The following is a 17,539-nucleotide window of genomic DNA, read 5'->3' as shown; positions in this document are numbered from 1 at the left end:
GCCATGGACCCACGCTTCAAGGACATCCGCGAAGAGTGCTGTGTGGCCAACAAGCAGTTGGTCAAGTCCGGCCTCGTCGACCTGACCTTCGGCAACGTGAGCGTGCTCGACCGGGACGCCGGCGTGTTTGCGATCAAGCCCAGCGGCGTCGCCTACGACGTGCTCCAGCCCGAGCAGATCGTGCTCGTCGACCTCGACGGCAAGATTGTAGAGGGCGACCTGCGCCCGTCTTCGGACACACCCACGCACCGCTGCCTCTTCCGCGCCTTCGGCAACATCCGCTCCGTCGTGCACACGCACTCGCGCTACGCGGTGTCGTTTGCCCAGGCGCGCACGCCCATCCCCTGCTACGGGACGACCCATGCCGACCACTTCTACGGTCCGGTGCCTGTCACGCGCATGCTGACGCCCGGCGAAGTCGAAGCCGGCTATGAGTGGGAGACCGGCGCGGTGATCACCGAGACCTTCAAGGGCCTCGACCCCGACGCCATCCCCGCCGTGCTCGTGGCCCAACACGGCCCGTTCACCTGGGGCCCCTCCGGCGCCAAGGCAGTCGAAAACGCCATCGCCCTCGAGGTGGTCGCGCAAATGGCCTTCCAGGCCATCCAGATTGCCCCCGCCGTCGCCCCCCTGCCCGCACACGTGCTCGACAAGCACTACCTGCGCAAGCACGGCCCCGGCGCCTACTACGGCCAGAAGTAAGGGACGCCAACCCGGTTAGCTTTTTCGCCCCCGTGGCCGATTTTTTCGGCACGGGGGCTTTTTGTGCAAAAGAGGTTCTCTCACCACAGGATCCCAAACTTCCCAACGCTCCCACAGTTTCCTACCCCCGGCCACATATTCACATCCCGCCTTTGCATTTGCCAAAGCCCACGGGGGTCGCCATAGTATTCATTTCTTTCATGGCACAGCCGCAGCCCAACAAAATCATCGTCGTCTGCACCGGAAACATCTGCCGGAGCCCGATGGGCGAACGACTGCTGGCCCATGCACTGGCCGCAGAGCCCGCCCCTCTCAACCAGCTGGAGGTGATCAGCGCAGGCATCTCCGCCTTCGCTGGCGATCCCGCCTCTGCTCACTCGGTGCGCGCGCTGCAAAAGGTGGGGCTCGACTTGAGCAACCACCGCAGCCGCCGGCTCGACCCGTATCTGCTCGACGAGGCCGCCCTCATCCTCTGCATGACGGAAGGGCACCGCCAGATGGCCCTGCAACTGATCGACGAGCGGCACCGCGACTTGCCCATCCACCTCTTCCGCGAATTCATGGCGGGCGATGTGGATTTTGAGGTGCCCGACCCTTACGGCGCCTCCCTCGATTATTACCTGGAAACGCGCGATGCGCTGGCCGAGGCCGTCCCCAGTGTGGTGGCATGGCTGCGCGCGCGCTACTTGCCAGCCCAAGCATCCCAACAAGATATGCCGACTGCGACCGAAACGTCCCTCAACCTGAACGCCACGCCTTTGCGTGACCTCGATCCCGAGATCTTTGAGGCGATCGAGAACGAAAAGAACCGGCAGCAAAATCACCTGGAGCTGATCGCTTCGGAGAACTTCACCTACCCGGCGGTGATCGAAGCCACCGGCAGCGTGCTGACCAACAAGTACGCCGAAGGTTACCCGGGCAAGCGCTACTACGGTGGTTGCGAATACGTGGACGTGGCCGAGCAGCTCGCCATCGACCGGGCCAAGGAACTCTTTGGCGCCGAATACGCCAACGTGCAGCCCCACGCGGGCAGCCAGGCCAACTTCGGGGTCTACACCGCCGTGCTCAACCCAGGCGACAAGATCCTGACGATGAACCTTTCCGACGGTGGTCACCTGACCCACGGCAACCCCGTCAACTTCTCCGGCAAGCTCTACGAAGTCGTCCACTACGGCGTGAGCCCCGAGACGGGCCGCATCGACTACGAAGAACTCGCCCGCCAGGCCGAGAAGGAGAAGCCCAAGATGATCACCGTCGGCGCCAGCGCCTACCCCCGCGTGATCGACTTCGAGCGCATGGGCGAGATCGCCCGCAGCGTCGGCGCCTACATCCTGGCCGACATCGCGCACATCGCCGGTCTCGTCGCCACCGGTGAGCACCCGAGCCCTGTGCCGCACTGCGACTTTGTCACCACCACCACGCACAAGACCCTGCGCGGCCCTCGTGGCGGCCTCATCCTCGCCAAGGGCCAGTACGAGAAGCAGCTCAACAGTGCCGTGTTCCCCGGTGGCCAAGGTGGCCCGCTCATGCACGTGATCGCCGCCAAGGCCATCTGCTTCCGCGAAGCCGCCAAGCCGGAGTTCAAGCTCTACCAGCAGCAGGTGAAGCGCAACATCGCCGCCCTCGGCGAGTTCCTGATGAGCAAGGGCTACAAGCTCAGCAGCGACGGCACCGACAACCACCTCGTGTTGATCGACCTGCGCAAGAGCCACCCCGACCTCAGCGGCAAGCAGGCCCAGATCGCCCTCGACAAGGCTCACATCACCACCAACCGCAACTCCGTGCCCGGCGAGACCCGCAGCCCGTTCCAGACGAGCGGCGTGCGCATCGGCTCCCCCGCCTGCACGAGCCGCGGCATGAAGGAAGACGACTTCCGCGAGATCGGCCGCGCCATCGACATCGTGCTCAACGCGCCCGACGACGAAAAGGCGATCAAGGAGGCCCGCGACATCGCCCTCGCCCTCTGCGCCCGTTATCCGCTGCCCTACTAAGGCCGCATTTCAATCTGGCTATTTGCTATCGCCGAAACCGCCCGATATACAACGGGCGGTTTCTTTTTTATCCCCGCATTACATGACTTACGTCAGCCGACCTATCAGCGCCCTCCCCTTCCGTCGACTGGCGGGCTACGAACTCAAGATCTACCGGATCACCCCCGCCAATCAGGTGTTCGAGTGGGACGCCTTTTCCGCCGGCCTCAAAGTCGCGCAAAACTTCCTGCAGCAGGCCACCCAGGCGCGACCTCACGACCGCCACCGCCTCGGCTTTGCCATCGCGCACCCGGCAGCCAATGGCCAGCCCTACCTGATCGTCGCCTGGTGGGGCAACGACAACGAGCTGTTTACCCGCGTGCTCGTGCTCAACGAACGCGGCAAGTGGGTGGAAGATCGTGACCGCTTCTCCTACTGCGTGTGGGACCTCGAAGTCATCTGGTTTGAGCGCAACGCCTACGTGGAAACCATGATGGTGAGCGAGCCTGACCCGACCCGCTACCTGAGGCTGCAACTTCACAAAAACGTTTAAGGAATACAATCCAGCTTGCAGCCCCGGGCCTTGCGGGCCAAAAACAAGGTATGCTCGCTCGCCCTGCACTCAAGCGTCGCTCCGGTTTCTCCCTGGTCGAATTGGTGACCGTGATTGCCGTCATCGGCATCCTGATCGCGCTGATTGTGCCCGCCGTGGGCGGCATCCAGGACGGCGCGCGCAAAACCCAGGCCGCCAACAAGCTGCGCCAGATCGCCCAGAGCTACCAGGCCTACCTGCAACAGACGGGCGGGCAAAAACCCATTCTGGCCAGCGACGCCTACGACTTTGCCGCCAAGCTGGCCGAAACGGCCGAGCTGAACGTGCCGGATGTGTGGATCGTGGACGAAGACCCGCTCGTGGTCGCCGCCAGCGGCACCCGCCCGGCCGTCGTCGCCCTGCCCCCCAGCGGCGAAGCCACCACCTGGATGCCCGCCGCCGAGTTTGAAGCCTACCCGCTCAGCTTCGCCGTCGCCACCCGCCTCAACCCTGCCGCGCCCGCCGCCACCACCCCCTTGGCCTGGACCCGCGGCCTCGCGACCGACGGCACCTGGAACGCCGCCGATGCCACCGCCCACCCCGGGGTCTACGGCGAAGAAGGCGGCCATGTCGTGTTCCTCGACGGGCACGTGAAATTTTATCCGAGCCTCGCCGAAGACGGCGGCCAACTGCAGCACTACACCACCAAAGCCCGCACCGCGAATATCCAGGAGGCCATCAGCCCTGGAGCCCAAGCGGTCGACATGGGTGGAAGCGCCTACTAAAACTGGTTTGCAACCCCGTAGGCCGCCGCAAAAGACCGTAAAAGTGCCTTACGGGCAAGAGCTTGCCTTGCCTGTAGTTGCATTTTGACCGGAGTAGTGGCATAGGTAACTACCATGCCCTCGGAATCGAGTTCGCTCCGGAGCCACCGGTCTTCCTCCCGCTCTTCATCTTCGTCCAGCAGCCACAGCAGTGGCGGCGGCAGCCGGTCATCGTCCTCCTCGTCGAGCAGCAGCGGCGGCAAAGACCGCCGCTACATCGTGTCGCTTCCCCTGCTCCAGCGCGCGATGGACCTCCTGCCCGAACCCGAATTCACCAACGGCGACCAACACCTCGTCGAGATCGAAGGCCGCAAGGTGCCCTTCCGCAAGATCAAGATCAAGGACAGCCGCGGTCGCTCCGAGCAGTGGATCTTCGACGGCAAGGTGCTCGTCAGCTAACGAACCCCTTCCCCTATCCCCGCCGGGCGTGAGCGACCAGCGCCTCGACGTGCGCGGTGGCGGAAGTCACGAGGCCCTGGCGATCGTAACCGCCTTCGAGCACCGAAATCAGGCGCCCTTGGGCCCACTTGTCGGCCCAGTTACCCACCAACTGGGTCAACCGGGCATAGTCTTCCGCGCGCAATGTAATCTCGCCCAAGGGATCGAGCCGGTGGGCATCGAAACCAGCCGAGAGGAAGATCAGTTGCGGCTCGAAAGTCGCAATGGCGGGGCCGAAGACCTGCTCGAAATAGCGCACATAGTCGTCGCCCACCGCGCCGGGCGGCGCGGTCACGTTGACGGTCAGGCCCTTGCCCGCGTCGCGCCCATCCTCCTCCGGCTCACCCGTAAAGGGCCACCAGTCGCGCTGCTGGATGCTGCAAAAGAGCACGTGCGAACGGTCATAAAAGATCTCCTGCGTGCCATTCCCGTGGTGCACGTCCCAATCGATGATCGCCACGCGCTCGATCCCATAGTGCCCGCAGGCATACTCTGCCGCGATCGCCACGTTGTTGAACAGGCAAAAACCCATGCCCTGGGCGTGCAAGGCGTGGTGGCCTGGCGGGCGGGCGCAGCTGAAGGCAGCCCGATAGCCTTCCTGCAAAACGGCATCGACCGCCCGGACGGCAGACCCGGCGGAGAGCAGCGCGATGTCGTAAGTGCGCTCGCAGAGCATCGTCTCGTCGTCCCCCAGCTCACGCTGACCACTCAGGCACAGCTCTTCGATGTATTGCCGGTAAGAGGGCTCATGCACGCGCTCCAGCCAAGGGATCTCCACCGGCCGGGGCTCGCGCCAACTCAGCGCGGGGGCAAAAGGGGATGCCTGCAGGGCTGCCGCCACCGCTTCGGCCCGCCAGTTACCCTCCGGGCAACCTGGACCGGTGTCGTGGAGGGCGAATTCGGGACTATAGACGACGGCTACGCCGGACGGTTTTACCTCAGTCACGCCCCAAGAGTGGCGGCTTCTCGAACGGTCGGCAAGCCTGACGACCCAGTCGCATCATCACACTGCTCACGCGGGTCAGCTCCACATCATGTTGCTGGGCCTGCGGATCCAGTTTTTCGAGAAAGCTCCAGTAGGCCTTGCTGTGGTTCATGTGGCGCAGGTGGGCCAGCTCGTGCCAGATCACGTGGTCGTGCAGGCTCGGCTCCAGCAGCACGAGGCGCCAGTTGAGGGAAATATTGCCCGACTCGCTGCACGAGCCCCAACGGGTCCGCTGGTCGCGCACGCTGATCCGGGCCACCGGCAGGCCCTGCACCCGCGCCAGCTCGCGCACGCGGGAGGGCAGGACGAGCTTGGCCGCCGCCCACAACCCCTCGCGCAGGCCGTCTTCGATCGGCAGGCGACGGTCGAGCCAGAGGGTGGCGCTTTTGTCCACCCGGTCGAGCTGCACGCGCGTGCGCCCGGCATATTCGGAAATGTTGAGCTGGAAGTGCTCGCCCATGGCCGAGATCCAGCGCTTGTTGCGCAGATACTCCTGCAGGCTCCAGCGGCGGGGCAGGCGCTCCAGCACCCGCAAGAGCCAGTCGCCCTGCTGCTTGAGGTATTCGGTAGCGATGGCTTCGGAAACGCGGTAAGGCACCTTCAGCGTTACCTCGTTGGCCTCATTGACCGTCACGCGCAGGTAGCGCATGCCGCGACGGCGCTGTAATTCGAACGGCAGAACGATCGGGCCCGCCGCGGTGGGGATCTCACAGAGTCTTGGTTCGGGCAGCGGTGGCATGTTCGTGATGGTCGATGATTTGCTGCCCATAGCGGCGCAAGGCCGACTCAGGGTCGATTCCATGTTCCCAACAGGCAGACACGAGGGTGAAAAGCAGCTTCCCCGCCGATTCTTCGCTCAGGCGGTTATTTGGCAATTCATCTGCAGGCTCGGACACCCATGGTCCGGCATCCAAGCCTCGCTTGTTCATCTGCTTGCGGATTTTTGCCGCCCACTGCAACGCAGGCAGGCGTGGCGGCAACGATTTGAAGACAGTTGGCGCCTCCGGCTGGTCTTTTTTTTCTTCCGCTTTGATTTCCTCCCAATTTTTGACCACGGTGGCCGAATCTTTGGCCTCCACGTCGCCGAAGACGTGCGGGTGACGGCGAATCAACTTGTCGTTGATCTCGCGAGCCACATCTTCGAAATCGAAATGCCCGACCTCCTTTGCCAGTTGAGCGTGAAAGACGACCTGCAGCAGCACGTCGCCCAACTCCTCGCGCATATGCGGCATGTCGAGCTTGTCGATCGTTTCCAACAGCTCCGCGCACTCCTCGATCAGAGGGGTGGTCAACGATTGATGCGTTTGTTCGCGATCCCACGGGCAACCGTCGGGAGCACGCAAGCGAGACATCGTAGAGAGCAGTTCTTGGATCGCACTCACAGCGAAGGTGAGTTTTTACGGATCAAGCGTCGTTTGGCGACCCTGTTTTATGTTAAAAGCGTGTAAACGCTCCTATGGACAAACTAGATGAAATCATGGCGTGGAAGCGCCAGGAAGTAGCCCAACGCACCCGCCCCGTCACCACGGCGGAGCTGGAACGCCTCGGGCGCCTGCAACGCAGCGGCAAAAGCTTCCTCGAAGCCCTGCGCCGCCCCCACGGCCTCTCCATTATCAGCGAGATCAAGCGCCGCTCGCCCTCCGCCGGCAGCATCCGCGAGCAAGTCGATGCCGTCGAGCAAGGCCGCCTCTATTACAACGCCGGCACCGACGCCATCTCCGTCTTGACCGACGAGAAGTTCTTCCAGGGCCACATCAAGGACCTCTGGGAAGTCAATGACCTGCTCTCCGGCCGGCCCGACACCCCGCCCACCCTGCGCAAGGACTTCTTTGTCGACCCCATCCAGATCGTCGAAGCCGCCGAAGCCGGCGCCAGCGCCATCCTCATCATCGTCCGCGCGCTCAGCGACGACGAGATGCGCCGCCTCTACGACGCCGCCACCACGGCAGGGCTCGACAGCCTCTTCGAGATCCACAGCGAGCCGGAGCTGGAGCGTGCGCTGCGCATGAGCCCCAAAATCGTCGGCGTCAACAACCGCGACCTCGGCCGTTTTGTGACCGACCTCGCCTTTTCCGAGCTACTGATCCCCCAGATCCCTGCCGACATCGTGCGCATCAGCGAGAGCGGCATCTGGACGCGCGAAGACGCCGAACGCGCCCGCGCCACCGGGGCCGACGCCGTGCTCGTCGGTGAAGCACTGATGAAAGCCGATGACGCGGAAGCCTTTATTGAGGATATTCATAGCGTGGACTAAATTGAATCCACCAAAGATTAGCTACAGGATATTACTGTCAGGCTAAATAGTTGCGCATTAAGGCCGTAAAAGGAGTTGCGAATTACACTTTTGCGGCCTTTTGTGGGTTCTCGTTAGAGCTTTCTGTGTCACCCCTCTGGGCCCTTCGCCCAGCTCCTGCCCTTCTGTTTACCCCTGCCCTGCGCTATGAATTTCACGCCTCCCCTGTCGGGTTCTGCTTCTGTAACCACCATCCTTTTCGTTACGGAAAACGCCCAACTGCATCGCGAGCTGCAGGGGTGGTGCCTCGACCAAGGCTGGAACAGCCTCCACTGCACCCACCCCAGCCGCGCCCTCTCGACGGCACAAGGTCAAGCGATTGCCGCCGTGGTGGGTGAAGCCCAAGGCACGGCCCTCGACGCCCTCAGCCTCGGCCGACGCCTGCGCGTGCGCCAGCCCGACGTAAAGCTGGTGCTCAAGGCCGCCCGCGAAGAGCTGAAAGCGACCGACAACAAGGTGGCGTGGATCCCGAGCCTCGACTTTGCCACCATCACCGAAGCGCTGCTGAGCCAACTGGGGGAAAATGAACCCGAGGTGGCCGACTCCGCCCAACTGGCCGAGCTGAAGGAACGCATCGGCGAGCAAGACGAATCCATCGCCCTGCTCGAAGCCCAGCTCAAGAAGCTGCAGGAAGAAAACCGCTCGCTACGCGATGCCTACAAGCGAGGCGGCATGGTGTTGCCCGAAGAGCTGCTTGAGCGCGAAGAATTTGTCCGCGAGAGCGAAGATCGCCTCTCCACCCGCGCTCAAGACCTGACGGAGCGCGAAGAAGAGATCGCCATGCGCGAAGAAAACGTGCGCGACCTGGAGCAGCGCCTGCGCGATCTGGCCCGCCAATACTTCTCCGGCGAAGCCTCCCACGAACTGCAGGACCAGCTCGACAACCTCGTCCACTTCGAGGCAGGCGTCCGCGCATCCTGAGGCGCACACGCTTTTTTCCATTGCGCCCGGAGCCCGACCGCCAAGGCTGAAGCGAATGCCGTCCCTCGACGCCGATTTGCCGCTCACGCCCTCCCGCACCCGCGCCCTGCTGGAACAGCTAGGCCACCTGCCCCGCAAGCCGCTGGGCCAGAACTTCCTCATCGACGGCAACATCGTGCGCAAGTCCCTCGCTATGGCGCAAATTGGCGCTGGCGATACCGTCGTGGAGGTCGGCCCCGGGCTCGGCACCCTCACCCGCGCGCTGCTCGCCGCCGGTTGCGAAGTCCACGCGGTGGAGCTGGACACCCGCCTCGCCGCCCACCTGCGCGATACCCTGGGCGAAAACGCCCCCGAGCCGGTGCCCACCTTCCACCTCAAGGAAGGCGACGCGGTCGACTTCCCGCTCGGCCACCTCACGCTCCAGCCCGAGCAGGATTACAAGATCGTGGCCAACCTGCCCTACGCCATTACCAGCCCCTGGCTCGACGAAGTGATGCAGCAGCCCGGCCGCCCCTCCCGCCTCGTGCTGATGATGCAAAAGGAAGCCGCCGACCGCCTCACCGCCCCCTGCGGCCACAAGCACTATAGCGCGATCACCATCTTTCTGCAGAGCGCCTACCGCGAATTCGGCCGCCACGCCGTCTCGCGCCAGTGCTTCTACCCTGTACCCGGCGTCGACTCCGTGCTGCTCGGCCTCGAACGCCTGCCCGAGCCCCGCTATTTCACTGAAGCCGCCCGGCACGCCATCCGCCAGATCTTCACCCAGCGCCGCAAACAGATCGGCGCACTGGTGCGGGGCGAGGCCGCCCTCGAAGCCTGGCTCGCCACCGCCGCAGCCTCCCACGGCGTCAAGAGCACCGACCGCCCGGAAGTCATCCCCCTCCCCGCCTGGCAACTCCTGGCCGAGCTGGCGTAAGTGGGCGACACGGCTCCCTCAGCCCTCGATTCGTCACCCGTGTGACGGTTTGCTGCGCTCCCCGTCGCAAGGAGCGGCAAATTTTTACATTTGGCGCAGCGATTTTGCGTCGAAGAGCGACCTAAGTTTTATCCTAATCCTGTTCACCCCGCAAAGCCGATTATCTTTACGAAAAGGCGAAGGGCAGGAGATGAGCGATTTTGGCTTGCTTTGGGTGCGGTGCCCGGGCATTTTGATACTTTTTCAACTTTCGGAGGAAACATGCCGCGCGAACACATCATTTTGGAATGCACCGAAGCCCGCAAGGAAGGTAAGCGCCCCTCGCGCTACAACTCTTCCCGCGACAAGAAGAAGCAGCAAGGCCGTATGGAGAAGAAGAAGTACAACCCGGCCCTGAAGCGCTACACGCTGCACCGCGAAATCAAGTAACGCGTTGGTCTGCAGATACTTTAAAGGCGAGGATTGCTCCTCGCCTTTTTTTGTTTCCAAATTTTGGTTGGTTTAAGCTTATTCGTCCCCGGGTGGGAGCGGGTCGGCCCCTGCGTCGTCCGAAGGCTTGCGGCGGGAGGCTTTCCAGCCCGCCTTATGGTTGCGGATCCAATCGAGCAAGGCGCGCTCAAAACCGATGTCTTTGCCCGCCTTCTCGGATTCGATCCACTTGTGGCGCAGGATTTCCTCCCGTTCCGCCAAGAACTCCTGATACAGGCTCGACCGCTTCACGAAATCGTGGCGATCCTCCGGTGTCTGGCGTGATCGGGTCATGGGGGTGTTTTCGAAAAGGACTGTACGTGGCTGGATCAACAGTGTTCGTATTTACCTACGGCAATATACAGCTAAAATCCCGTCCTGCACGCCTAAAGCGATAGCACTAAGATTTGTGCGACCTTTTTATGGGCCAGAAAAGATTTGACGCCAAATCAGGCCTGCGCGTTCAAGTTTTTCCAGACGGCACGGGCGATGGTCTGGAAGGTTTGGGCGGTCGGCGAGTCCGGTTGCGAAACCGTAAGCGGGATCCCGTGGTCGCCCCCCTCGCGCACTGCCTGTTCGAGCGGCACCTGGCCGAGCACGTCGGTCTCGAGCGCGGCGGCGGCCAGCTTGCCCCCGCCTTCGCCAAAGATCGCCTGACGACCGGCGGGCGTTTCGAGGTAGGCCATGTTTTCCACCACCCCAAGCAGCGGCACGTTGACCTTCTCGAACATCCGCGCGCCCCGGCAGGTGACTTCGACCGCCGCGCGCTGTGGGGTCGTGACGATCACCGCACCGTCGACCGGGAAGATCTGCACCAGCGAGAGCTGCGCGTCGCCCGTACCCGGCGGCAAGTCGACCACCAGCACATCGAGGTCGCCCCACTCCACGTGTTGCGCAAACTGCTGGATGGCCTGGTTGACCATCGGGCCGCGCCACACCACCGGCGCGTTGTCGTCGACCAGCAAGGCCATCGACATCACGCTGACGCCGAAGTTGACCGGCGGGATCAGCTTTTCGTTCTGGATCTCCGGGCGCTGGCCTACGCCCATCATCAGCGGCACGGAGGGGCCGTAAATATCGCAGTCGAGCAGGCCCACGCGGCTGGTGCCATTGGCCTCGCTCAGCACTTGCTCCAGCGCACAGGCGAGGTTGACCGCCACGGTGCTCTTGCCCACGCCGCCCTTGCCGCTGGCCACCGCGATGACCTTCTTCACGTTCTTCAGCGGGCCTTCCTGCTTTTCGCCGCCCACGGTGCCGGTGCTGCCCTTGGGCGCCGTCACGGCCACGTGGCAATGAACCGCGCGCATACCGGGCAAGGCGCCAAGCACCTGCTCCACATTGTCCTTCAGGGTTTTCGGCACCTTCGGGTCAGACGTTGTCACCGCCAGGTTTACGTGGACATGGTCACCGTGCACTTCGAGGCTCTGGATGAGGCCGAAGGAGATGATGTCGCGGCTGAAACCGGGGTATTTGACCTGCTTGAGGGCTTCGCGGACTTGGTTTTCGGTCAGCATGGGAAAAATCGGAAAAATTGCGGGCGCTTGCGCGGCCTGAAGGTTCAGCGGTAGTCCGACCGGTCCAGTCTGTCAACGGGCATTTGATTTGCGGAGTGGCGCAACGTGGCCCATATTCCTGACCATGCGAGTGTATCGGAATGTGTTGAGCTACGTAATGGGTTTGATCCTGTTGGCGATGCTGGGGTTTTCCCCCTTGCGCGCCCAGGGTGACAACATCGGGACTGTCTCTGGTAATGTACAGCGCATCAGCCTCACGCTTGAGGCCAACGACGATGCGTCGCTGGAGCTGGCCCGCCAGGCCTTCCGCCTGCACGGCGGTTACGACGTCAAAGCCAGCGGGCGCACGCAGTTTACCTTCCGCTTTGAGCGCGGGCAGGGCAACAACGTCGCCATCGCCATCCTCAGCAATGGGCAGGAGCTGGCACGCCAAAGCTTCTCCGGCCGCAGCTGGAGCGAAGCGCTGGCGAAGGCTGCCGACTACGGCGTCGCCCGCACCTCCGAAACCGGGCGCGGCTTCTTCAATTCACGCCTCGCCTTTGTCTCCCGCCGCACCGGCGAGCGCGAAATCTACGTGAGCGATCTGCTCTTCCGCGAGGCCCGCCAACTCACTTCCGACAAGTCCGAGTGCCTCGTGCCCGACATCTCGCCCGACGGCTCTTCGCTGCTCTACACCAGCTACCACCGCAACGGCTTCCCCGACATCTACCGCATCAACCTCGCCAACGGCGAGCGCAAGGTCTTCGCCAGCTTCCGCGGCGTAAACACCGGCCCCAGCTACAGCCCCAACGGCGACCGCGTGGCCATGATCCTCAGCGGCAGCGGCAACTCCGAGCTTTACGTGGCGCGGGCCGACGGCTCCGGCCTGCAACGCCTCACCAGCACGCGCGGCCTCGAGGCCGACCCCACCTGGTCCCCCGACGGCCAACGCATCGCCTACACCTCCGATGAGGCCGGCTCCCCCCAGATCTACACGATCAACGCCAACGGCCAAGGAGCCCGCCGCCTGCCCACCAACCTCAGCGGCAACTGCTCCGAGCCCTCCTGGAACCCCGTCGATGGCGACAAGATCGCCTTCACGGCGGCCGCCGGCGGCGAATTCGAAGTTGCGATCTACAGCTTCTCCGAAGGCAAGAGCACCTGGGTCAGCCGCGGCCCCGGCGACGCCGTCCACCCCATCTGGCTCAACGACGGGCGCCACCTCATCTACACCGAGCGCACCAAGCAACGCGCCCGCCTGATGGTGCTCGACACCGAGACCGGCAAATCCACCGTCCTCAGCCCCAACAACTTCCCCAACAGCGAAATGGCCGACGTCATCTACCTCGGCCGGTAGGAAGGGGATGGATTGAACAGGAGTTAAAAAGAGTTAAAAGGAGTTTCTACACAAGCTTCTGACGGGAGGGAACAGAGAACGCGAGGCAGTCAGGTATACCTCTTTCTGATTTACCTTCGCTACCTTCTATAATTCCCTGGCTGGGAACTCTTTTTCACTCCTTTTAACTCCTGTTCCAAATTTCCTATCCTTACAGGTAGCAGATGCTTTTCGCGATTTCGTTCTCCTTGTCGGCTCCGCAGAGGGCGGCGACGAGGGCGAGGCCAAAGCGTGTGGCCGTGCCGGCACCACGGCTAGTGATGAGTTGCCCGTCGATCACCACCGCAGAGTTTTCGTCGATCTCGCTCAGCTCTTCGGCGGCGGAAAAGTGGGCGGTGTAGCGCTTGCCGCCCAGGACGCCCGCATCGAGCAGCACCAGCGGAGCGGCGCAGATGGCCCCGATCAGGCGACCACTCTCGGCCTGCGTTTGCAGGATCTTGTGCACGAGTGGGTTACCTCGCAGCACTTTGTGGCTGGGGCCGCCGGGGACGATCACGGCGTCGTAGGTCTCATCGGCGACTTCTTCCAGAAAGGCATCCGCCTGCCAGCGCATCTGGTTGCGGCCTTCGGTCAGGAGTTCGTCGTGCGTGGTCGCGACGACGACTTTCAGGTCGGCGCGGCGCAGGAGGTCGATCGGCGCGGCGGCCTCCATTTCTTCAAATCCGGGGGCGATAATAACAAGAGCTTGGGCCATGGGAAACTAGTCTTCGAGGGTGGAGAATTGGGCGGAGACAGGCACGACCAACGGTTGAGGGGGCTGGCCGACTGCAAAGTTAAGAACCGTCTCCCAATATAGCGTACCGGCCACGTCGGGCAAATCATTGTGTCCAGCCGTGTCGGCGTAGAGCGTCTCGACCGGCCCGGCGAGCGCCGCCGCCAGCTTCTCCGCGTGGTCAAAAGGCACAATACGATCCTGCTTGCCGTGGAGCACCAGGGCCGGGCATTGGATGTCCCTTGCGCGGGCGAGGTTGTCGAACATGTCCCAGAAGGTGATGCGGAAAGGGAACTTCACCCGCACGATGCTGGCGAACGCCGTTTCGAGGATCAGGCGGTCGCAGGGCACTTGGGAGGCAAGATGGCAAGCCGGTCCGCTGCCCAGCGAGCGCCCCCAGATCACGATCTGCTGCGGCTCGTAGCCCTGATCGAGCAAATACTGGTAGCTGGCTTCCGCCGTGGCCAAGGTGCCGGACTCGCTCGCCTTGCCGCCGCTCTGGCCGTACCCGGGGTAATCGGGCGCGCAGACGGTGAAGCCGTAGGCCTTGAGGGCATCAATCCGGCGCTGCACGTAGCCCAGGTCGGTCGCGTTGCCATGGAAGTAGAGCACGACCCGCTCTTCCGCCCCCGGCAGCCGCTGGATCACCTCCGCCGGCGACGGCTCCTGCAGCGTCAGAACAAACTGCCCGGCGCCCCCCGGCAGCTCCAGCCGGCGGTAAAGCGGCTCCGCAAAGGTGTAGGAAGGCTCCGGCGCCGGGAAGACCAGCCGTGGCGCAACCAGCCAAAGCACAAGGTTGAACAGGAGATACAGGGCGAGCAACAGGGCAACAATTCGGAACCAATCCATGCAGGCGGATCACGCTAGGGTTGCCATCTCCCCATGGCGAGCGCAGAAAAGGAGGACCGTATGTCGGCCCAACGATCCACCTTGCCCTACGCCACCCTCGGCCAACGCCAACTGCAGGCCGAGCCCGTGATTACGCGCCTGATGACGGCCGCGCTCGAACACCCCGGCATCCTCTCCCTCGCCGCCGGCTTTACCGACAACGCGGTGCTGCCCGTCGATACCGTGGCCGAGGCCGCGCGTGACCTGGCCGAAGGCGGGCTGGTGGAGTCGCTGCAATACGGGCTCAACCGCGGTCGCCCGGCCCTGCGACAGGCCGTGCTCGAGATGTTGCGCGCCTTCCCCGGCGAAGCTGGCCTCGATGTGTCGACCAGCGAGGTGCTCATCACCAACGGCTCGCAACAGGCGCTCTACCTGACCGTGCAACTACTCTGCGACCCGGGTGACATCGTGCTGGTGCAGGCCCCCAGCTATTTTGTGTTTCTGGAGCTGCTACGCGGCCTCGGCGTGCGCGCCCTGTCGGTGCCCACCTGGCCGGACGGCCGGATCGACCTCGGCGCACTGGAAGGGCTGCTACAAGACTTGCGCGAATCCCGCGAGCTGAGCCACGTGAAGCTGCTCTACCTGATGGGCGTCTTCGCCAACCCCTCCGCCCGCAGCATCGACGAGACGGACAAGCTGGGGCTCGCGGAGCTGTTGCGCGGCCTCGGCCAGCCGCTGCCCGTGATCGAAGACATGGCCTACCGCGAGCTGTATTTTGGCCGCCCCTACCCCGCGCGCAGCATGTTGAGCCTGCCCGAGTGGAACGACCTGCCCCTGCTCTACAGCGGTTCGTTTTCGAAGTCTTTCGCCTCCGGCCTCAAGACAGGCTACGTCGTCAGCCGCCAGCACGAATGGATCGAAGGCATGGCGCGGATCAAGGGCCACCAGGACTTCGGCACCGCCAACTACGCCCAGGCCCTGCTCGAACGCCTGTGGCAGCGCGGCGAATACCAGACGCAGCTCAAGCGCGTGCGCCCCCACTACCAGCACAAGATGCAGGTGCTCCAGCAGGCCTTGATCGACGCAGGCCTACGGGAATTGGGCTGGCACTGGGAGGCACCCGAAGGCGGTCTGCTGATGTGGCTGGAGGGGCCCAAAGGCTTCGATACCCGCATCGACTCGCCCTTTTACAAGGCCTGCCTCGAACGCGAGGTGATCTACGTGCCCGGCGACCTCTGCTTTGCCGAAGGTGCGCCCCACCACGCCGTGCGCCTCAGCTTCGGCACCCTCAGCGAAGACAACCTGCAGGAAGCCGCCCGCCGCTTCGTCGCCGCTGCCAAGGCCGTGTCGTAGCAGTCGGGCGCTGGGAGTTTACCAGAAAAAACACAAAAGGAAGAGAGTCAGGAAATATCTTGGAGTGTGCGACGGTCTCTGGTCTCTCCTCCCATGCTTTAAAATGGTAGGTCGTTCTGCCCGTCTCCTGAATTCAAGATCAGAACCCGCGTCACGTCCTCCCACCTTTTGTGTTTTCTGTGCTTTTTGTGGTTAAACCCACTTCAGACTCCCGGATCCCCGCCTCTATCCATCACGTTCCCGACCCTTTTTCTGCCTTCTCCGGTCTACCATACCGGCTCGCAGACACCGCCTAAATTGCGCCGATGGGCTTGTCGAGCAGAGGCAGCATCACGCCCTTGCGGAAGAGCGTTACCTGCCCGGTGCTGGCGCTGACGCAGATGCTCAGGCAGTCCGCCGCCTGGGTAATCGCAGCCGCCGCGCTGTGGCGCGAGCCGTAGCCACTGGGCAGGTTGGCGTAATATTCACTGGGTGCGTGGATGAGGCTGCCGGCGCTCTCGATTACGCCGTCTCCCCGAATCACCCAGCCGCCGTCGACGACCGAAAACTCCTTGATCGTCTCGTCCATGAACGGGTTGAGCACGTTGCGCTCTTCCTCGCGGTAGCCGTAAAAGGGGTTGAGCACGAGCGGCTTGACCATCGTGTTGACCCGCCGGGCGTCGCCCAGCACAAACAACGTACCCACCGGCTTGCCTTCGCGGCCCTCCACCGCCAGCTCGGTCGCAATCGCGATCATGCGCTCGACCACTTCCACCTTCACGTCTTTGGGCAGCAGGTCGTTTTCGCGGTCGATCACACTCTGGAATTCGCGCTCGATATCGACCACCATCACTGTATCGAGCTGGTTGCTCGACGGGATGCCGCCGACGCAGCACAGGCGGTCGCTGTATTTGAAAAGACCGCGAGTGAGGCCGATCAGGATGGCGCTGCGCACCTGCGAGAGGCGTTGGCGCGAAAAACTGCGCACCTCGACCACCGCCTCGACCGAAGAATTCGCGGGCAGGCGGTCCGACGCGGCCCGGCTGACGAGGATCGTGCGGTAGTTCGGGATGTCGTCCGTCATCTCGATCCCTCCGGCAAAGGTGTCGCTGAAGACGAGCACGGCCTGGCAGTTGGCCTCGCGGGCAATCTTCTCCGCCTCGCGCAAAATGATGCGGTTGAAGCGGTTCTGGCGGCGCTCCGGCTTGGCCAGCAGGCCGCCGAAGGCCATGAAGACGCGCTCCTGAAAAGTCTGCGTGTCAGGCGCTTCGATCAGGCTCTGCACCATCAACTGGTCGCGGAAGAGCCGGGCGAGCGAGGCCAGCACGTTGAGGTAGTTCTTCTCCCCCTCGGAGGCGAGCAGGAGGAAGATCAGCCGCACCTCGTCGTAGTCTTCCGCGCCCTCAAATTTGAGCCCCGCCGGCACGCGCCCGATGGCGAAGAGGTAGGGGCGCTTCATCTTCACGCGCAAGTGCGGCATGGCCACCCCGTGCCCGAGGTAGGTCGTCATGTTGCGCTCGCGCGAGACGAGATCGTCGGCAATACGGCTGGCGTCCAGCTCGTCGGAGAGCCGGAAGAGGGACACGTTCAACAGTTCGAGCAGCGCGCCCCGCAGGTCGTGGCTCTCGATCTCGATGATCCGCGTCTTCGTGATGTAACGATCCAGTCGCATGCTGCTGCAGCCGCCGCGGTGGGCCGACGGTCGGCCAATCGTATCACCCCATCACGG

Annotated in this window: 19 protein-coding genes and 1 pseudogene; 12 read left to right on the top strand and 8 right to left on the bottom strand. The window is 63.5% G+C overall.

What is annotated here, in order from left to right; translation table 11 throughout:
• The first annotated feature begins 3 nt into the window (after nucleotides 1-3).
• The 6 genes and pseudogenes from araD to Q7P63_04295 all read left to right on the top strand — a co-directional run bounded on the left by araD (nucleotide 4) and on the right by Q7P63_04295 (nucleotide 4,427).
• Nucleotides 4-702: an L-ribulose-5-phosphate 4-epimerase AraD gene (araD, locus tag Q7P63_04320; protein MDP0499306.1), complete on the top strand. Its 699-nt coding sequence runs from the start codon at nucleotides 4-6 to the stop codon at nucleotides 700-702.
• Nucleotides 703-902: 200 nt separating this feature from the next.
• A pseudogene (locus Q7P63_04315) lies at nucleotides 903-1,346 on the top strand (low molecular weight protein arginine phosphatase).
• Nucleotides 1,347-1,415: 69 nt separating this feature from the next.
• Nucleotides 1,416-2,693, top strand: coding sequence for a serine hydroxymethyltransferase (glyA, locus tag Q7P63_04310; GenBank protein ID MDP0499305.1), 1,278 nt, complete (start codon nucleotides 1,416-1,418; stop codon nucleotides 2,691-2,693).
• Between the two features lie 82 nt (nucleotides 2,694-2,775).
• Nucleotides 2,776-3,225 (top strand): hypothetical protein, encoded by a 450-nt coding sequence (locus tag Q7P63_04305; GenBank protein MDP0499304.1) that lies wholly within the window; start codon nucleotides 2,776-2,778, stop codon nucleotides 3,223-3,225.
• A 50-nt stretch (nucleotides 3,226-3,275) separates the two neighbouring features.
• Nucleotides 3,276-3,989, top strand: a complete 714-nt coding sequence (locus tag Q7P63_04300) for a type II secretion system protein (protein ID MDP0499303.1) — start codon at nucleotides 3,276-3,278, stop codon at nucleotides 3,987-3,989.
• Nucleotides 3,990-4,103: 114 nt separating this feature from the next.
• On the top strand, nucleotides 4,104-4,427 hold the full coding sequence (locus tag Q7P63_04295) for a hypothetical protein (GenBank protein ID MDP0499302.1): 324 nt from the start codon (nucleotides 4,104-4,106) through the stop codon (nucleotides 4,425-4,427).
• 13 nt (nucleotides 4,428-4,440) lie between these two features.
• On the opposite strand, the gene Q7P63_04290 is transcribed toward Q7P63_04295, so the two are convergent.
• The 3 genes from Q7P63_04290 to Q7P63_04280 are packed head-to-tail and all read right to left on the bottom strand — an operon-like array spanning nucleotide 4,441 to nucleotide 6,803.
• Entirely contained in the window at nucleotides 4,441-5,412 is a 972-nt protein-coding gene (locus Q7P63_04290; protein MDP0499301.1) for a histone deacetylase, read from the bottom strand.
• Nucleotides 5,405-6,100: a SprT family zinc-dependent metalloprotease gene (locus Q7P63_04285; protein ID MDP0499300.1), complete on the bottom strand. Its 696-nt coding sequence runs from the start codon at nucleotides 6,098-6,100 to the stop codon at nucleotides 5,405-5,407. The genes Q7P63_04290 and Q7P63_04285 overlap by 8 nt, the downstream gene beginning before the upstream one ends.
• A 58-nt stretch (nucleotides 6,101-6,158) precedes the next feature.
• Nucleotides 6,159-6,803 (bottom strand): MazG family protein, encoded by a 645-nt coding sequence (locus tag Q7P63_04280; protein MDP0499299.1) that lies wholly within the window; start codon nucleotides 6,801-6,803, stop codon nucleotides 6,159-6,161.
• Between the two features lie 104 nt (nucleotides 6,804-6,907).
• Between Q7P63_04280 and trpC the strand changes: the two genes are divergently transcribed.
• The 4 genes from trpC (at nucleotide 6,908) to rpmG (ending at nucleotide 10,010) form a co-directional block, all read left to right on the top strand.
• Nucleotides 6,908-7,705, top strand: coding sequence for an indole-3-glycerol phosphate synthase TrpC (gene trpC / locus Q7P63_04275; protein ID MDP0499298.1), 798 nt, complete (start codon nucleotides 6,908-6,910; stop codon nucleotides 7,703-7,705).
• A gap of 186 nt (nucleotides 7,706-7,891) precedes the next feature.
• Nucleotides 7,892-8,665 (top strand): hypothetical protein, encoded by a 774-nt coding sequence (locus Q7P63_04270; GenBank protein MDP0499297.1) that lies wholly within the window; start codon nucleotides 7,892-7,894, stop codon nucleotides 8,663-8,665.
• Nucleotides 8,666-8,720: 55 nt separating this feature from the next.
• On the top strand, nucleotides 8,721-9,581 hold the full coding sequence (gene rsmA / locus Q7P63_04265) for a 16S rRNA (adenine(1518)-N(6)/adenine(1519)-N(6))-dimethyltransferase RsmA (GenBank protein ID MDP0499296.1): 861 nt from the start codon (nucleotides 8,721-8,723) through the stop codon (nucleotides 9,579-9,581).
• Between the two features lie 261 nt (nucleotides 9,582-9,842).
• Complete coding sequence (rpmG, locus tag Q7P63_04260; protein MDP0499295.1) at nucleotides 9,843-10,010, top strand: 50S ribosomal protein L33; 168 nt, start codon at nucleotides 9,843-9,845, stop codon at nucleotides 10,008-10,010.
• Nucleotides 10,011-10,088: 78 nt separating this feature from the next.
• Here rpmG and Q7P63_04255 read toward each other — a convergent pair whose 3' ends face one another.
• Nucleotides 10,089-10,343 (bottom strand): hypothetical protein, encoded by a 255-nt coding sequence (locus tag Q7P63_04255; GenBank protein MDP0499294.1) that lies wholly within the window; start codon nucleotides 10,341-10,343, stop codon nucleotides 10,089-10,091.
• 155 nt (nucleotides 10,344-10,498) lie between these two features.
• A complete protein-coding gene (locus Q7P63_04250; GenBank protein ID MDP0499293.1) occupies nucleotides 10,499-11,560 on the bottom strand; it encodes an Mrp/NBP35 family ATP-binding protein in 1,062 nt (353 codons plus the stop codon).
• A gap of 127 nt (nucleotides 11,561-11,687) precedes the next feature.
• On the opposite strand from Q7P63_04250, the gene Q7P63_04245 reads away from it, so the two are divergent.
• Nucleotides 11,688-12,899 (top strand): biopolymer transporter Tol, encoded by a 1,212-nt coding sequence (locus Q7P63_04245; GenBank protein ID MDP0499292.1) that lies wholly within the window; start codon nucleotides 11,688-11,690, stop codon nucleotides 12,897-12,899.
• A 190-nt stretch (nucleotides 12,900-13,089) separates the two neighbouring features.
• Here the strand turns inward: Q7P63_04245 and Q7P63_04240 are convergent, their stop codons facing one another.
• Nucleotides 13,090-13,632: a DJ-1/PfpI family protein gene (locus tag Q7P63_04240; GenBank protein MDP0499291.1), complete on the bottom strand. Its 543-nt coding sequence runs from the start codon at nucleotides 13,630-13,632 to the stop codon at nucleotides 13,090-13,092.
• Between the two features lie 6 nt (nucleotides 13,633-13,638).
• On the bottom strand, nucleotides 13,639-14,499 hold the full coding sequence (locus Q7P63_04235) for an alpha/beta hydrolase (GenBank protein ID MDP0499290.1): 861 nt from the start codon (nucleotides 14,497-14,499) through the stop codon (nucleotides 13,639-13,641).
• A 60-nt stretch (nucleotides 14,500-14,559) separates the two neighbouring features.
• On the opposite strand from Q7P63_04235, the gene Q7P63_04230 reads away from it, so the two are divergent.
• A complete protein-coding gene (locus Q7P63_04230) occupies nucleotides 14,560-15,831 on the top strand; it encodes a PLP-dependent aminotransferase family protein (GenBank protein ID MDP0499289.1) in 1,272 nt (423 codons plus the stop codon).
• 292 nt (nucleotides 15,832-16,123) lie between these two features.
• Here the strand turns inward: Q7P63_04230 and Q7P63_04225 are convergent, their stop codons facing one another.
• Nucleotides 16,124-17,482, bottom strand: a complete 1,359-nt coding sequence (locus Q7P63_04225; GenBank protein ID MDP0499288.1) for a PTS sugar transporter subunit IIA — start codon at nucleotides 17,480-17,482, stop codon at nucleotides 16,124-16,126.
• Between the last annotated feature and the right edge of the window lie 57 nt (nucleotides 17,483-17,539).

It is taken from the genome of Verrucomicrobiota bacterium JB022, assembly GCA_030673845.1.
GTDB lineage: Bacteria > Verrucomicrobiota > Verrucomicrobiia > Opitutales > Oceanipulchritudinaceae > WOUP01.
The sequence above is the reverse complement of the archived record's forward strand: the minus strand, read 5'-3'. Positions and strand labels throughout refer to the sequence as shown.

Coding starts and splice junctions, on each gene's coding strand:
- araD (MDP0499306.1), top strand. CDS start 4: ATGGACCCACGCTTCAAGGACATCCGCGAAGAGTGCTGTGTGGCCAAC.
- glyA (MDP0499305.1), top strand. CDS start 1,416: ATGCCGACTGCGACCGAAACGTCCCTCAACCTGAACGCCACGCCTTTG.
- Q7P63_04305 (MDP0499304.1), top strand. CDS start 2,776: ATGACTTACGTCAGCCGACCTATCAGCGCCCTCCCCTTCCGTCGACTG.
- Q7P63_04300 (MDP0499303.1), top strand. CDS start 3,276: ATGCTCGCTCGCCCTGCACTCAAGCGTCGCTCCGGTTTCTCCCTGGTC.
- Q7P63_04295 (MDP0499302.1), top strand. CDS start 4,104: ATGCCCTCGGAATCGAGTTCGCTCCGGAGCCACCGGTCTTCCTCCCGC.
- Q7P63_04285 (MDP0499300.1), bottom strand. CDS start 6,100: ATGCGCTACCTGCGCGTGACGGTCAATGAGGCCAACGAGGTAACGCTG.
- Q7P63_04280 (MDP0499299.1), bottom strand. CDS start 6,803: ATGTCTCGCTTGCGTGCTCCCGACGGTTGCCCGTGGGATCGCGAACAA.
- trpC (MDP0499298.1), top strand. CDS start 6,908: ATGGACAAACTAGATGAAATCATGGCGTGGAAGCGCCAGGAAGTAGCC.
- Q7P63_04270 (MDP0499297.1), top strand. CDS start 7,892: ATGAATTTCACGCCTCCCCTGTCGGGTTCTGCTTCTGTAACCACCATC.
- rsmA (MDP0499296.1), top strand. CDS start 8,721: ATGCCGTCCCTCGACGCCGATTTGCCGCTCACGCCCTCCCGCACCCGC.
- rpmG (MDP0499295.1), top strand. CDS start 9,843: ATGCCGCGCGAACACATCATTTTGGAATGCACCGAAGCCCGCAAGGAA.
- Q7P63_04255 (MDP0499294.1), bottom strand. CDS start 10,343: ATGACCCGATCACGCCAGACACCGGAGGATCGCCACGATTTCGTGAAG.
- Q7P63_04245 (MDP0499292.1), top strand. CDS start 11,688: ATGCGAGTGTATCGGAATGTGTTGAGCTACGTAATGGGTTTGATCCTG.
- Q7P63_04240 (MDP0499291.1), bottom strand. CDS start 13,632: ATGGCCCAAGCTCTTGTTATTATCGCCCCCGGATTTGAAGAAATGGAG.
- Q7P63_04235 (MDP0499290.1), bottom strand. CDS start 14,499: ATGGATTGGTTCCGAATTGTTGCCCTGTTGCTCGCCCTGTATCTCCTG.
- Q7P63_04230 (MDP0499289.1), top strand. CDS start 14,560: ATGTCGGCCCAACGATCCACCTTGCCCTACGCCACCCTCGGCCAACGC.
- Q7P63_04225 (MDP0499288.1), bottom strand. CDS start 17,482: ATGCGACTGGATCGTTACATCACGAAGACGCGGATCATCGAGATCGAG.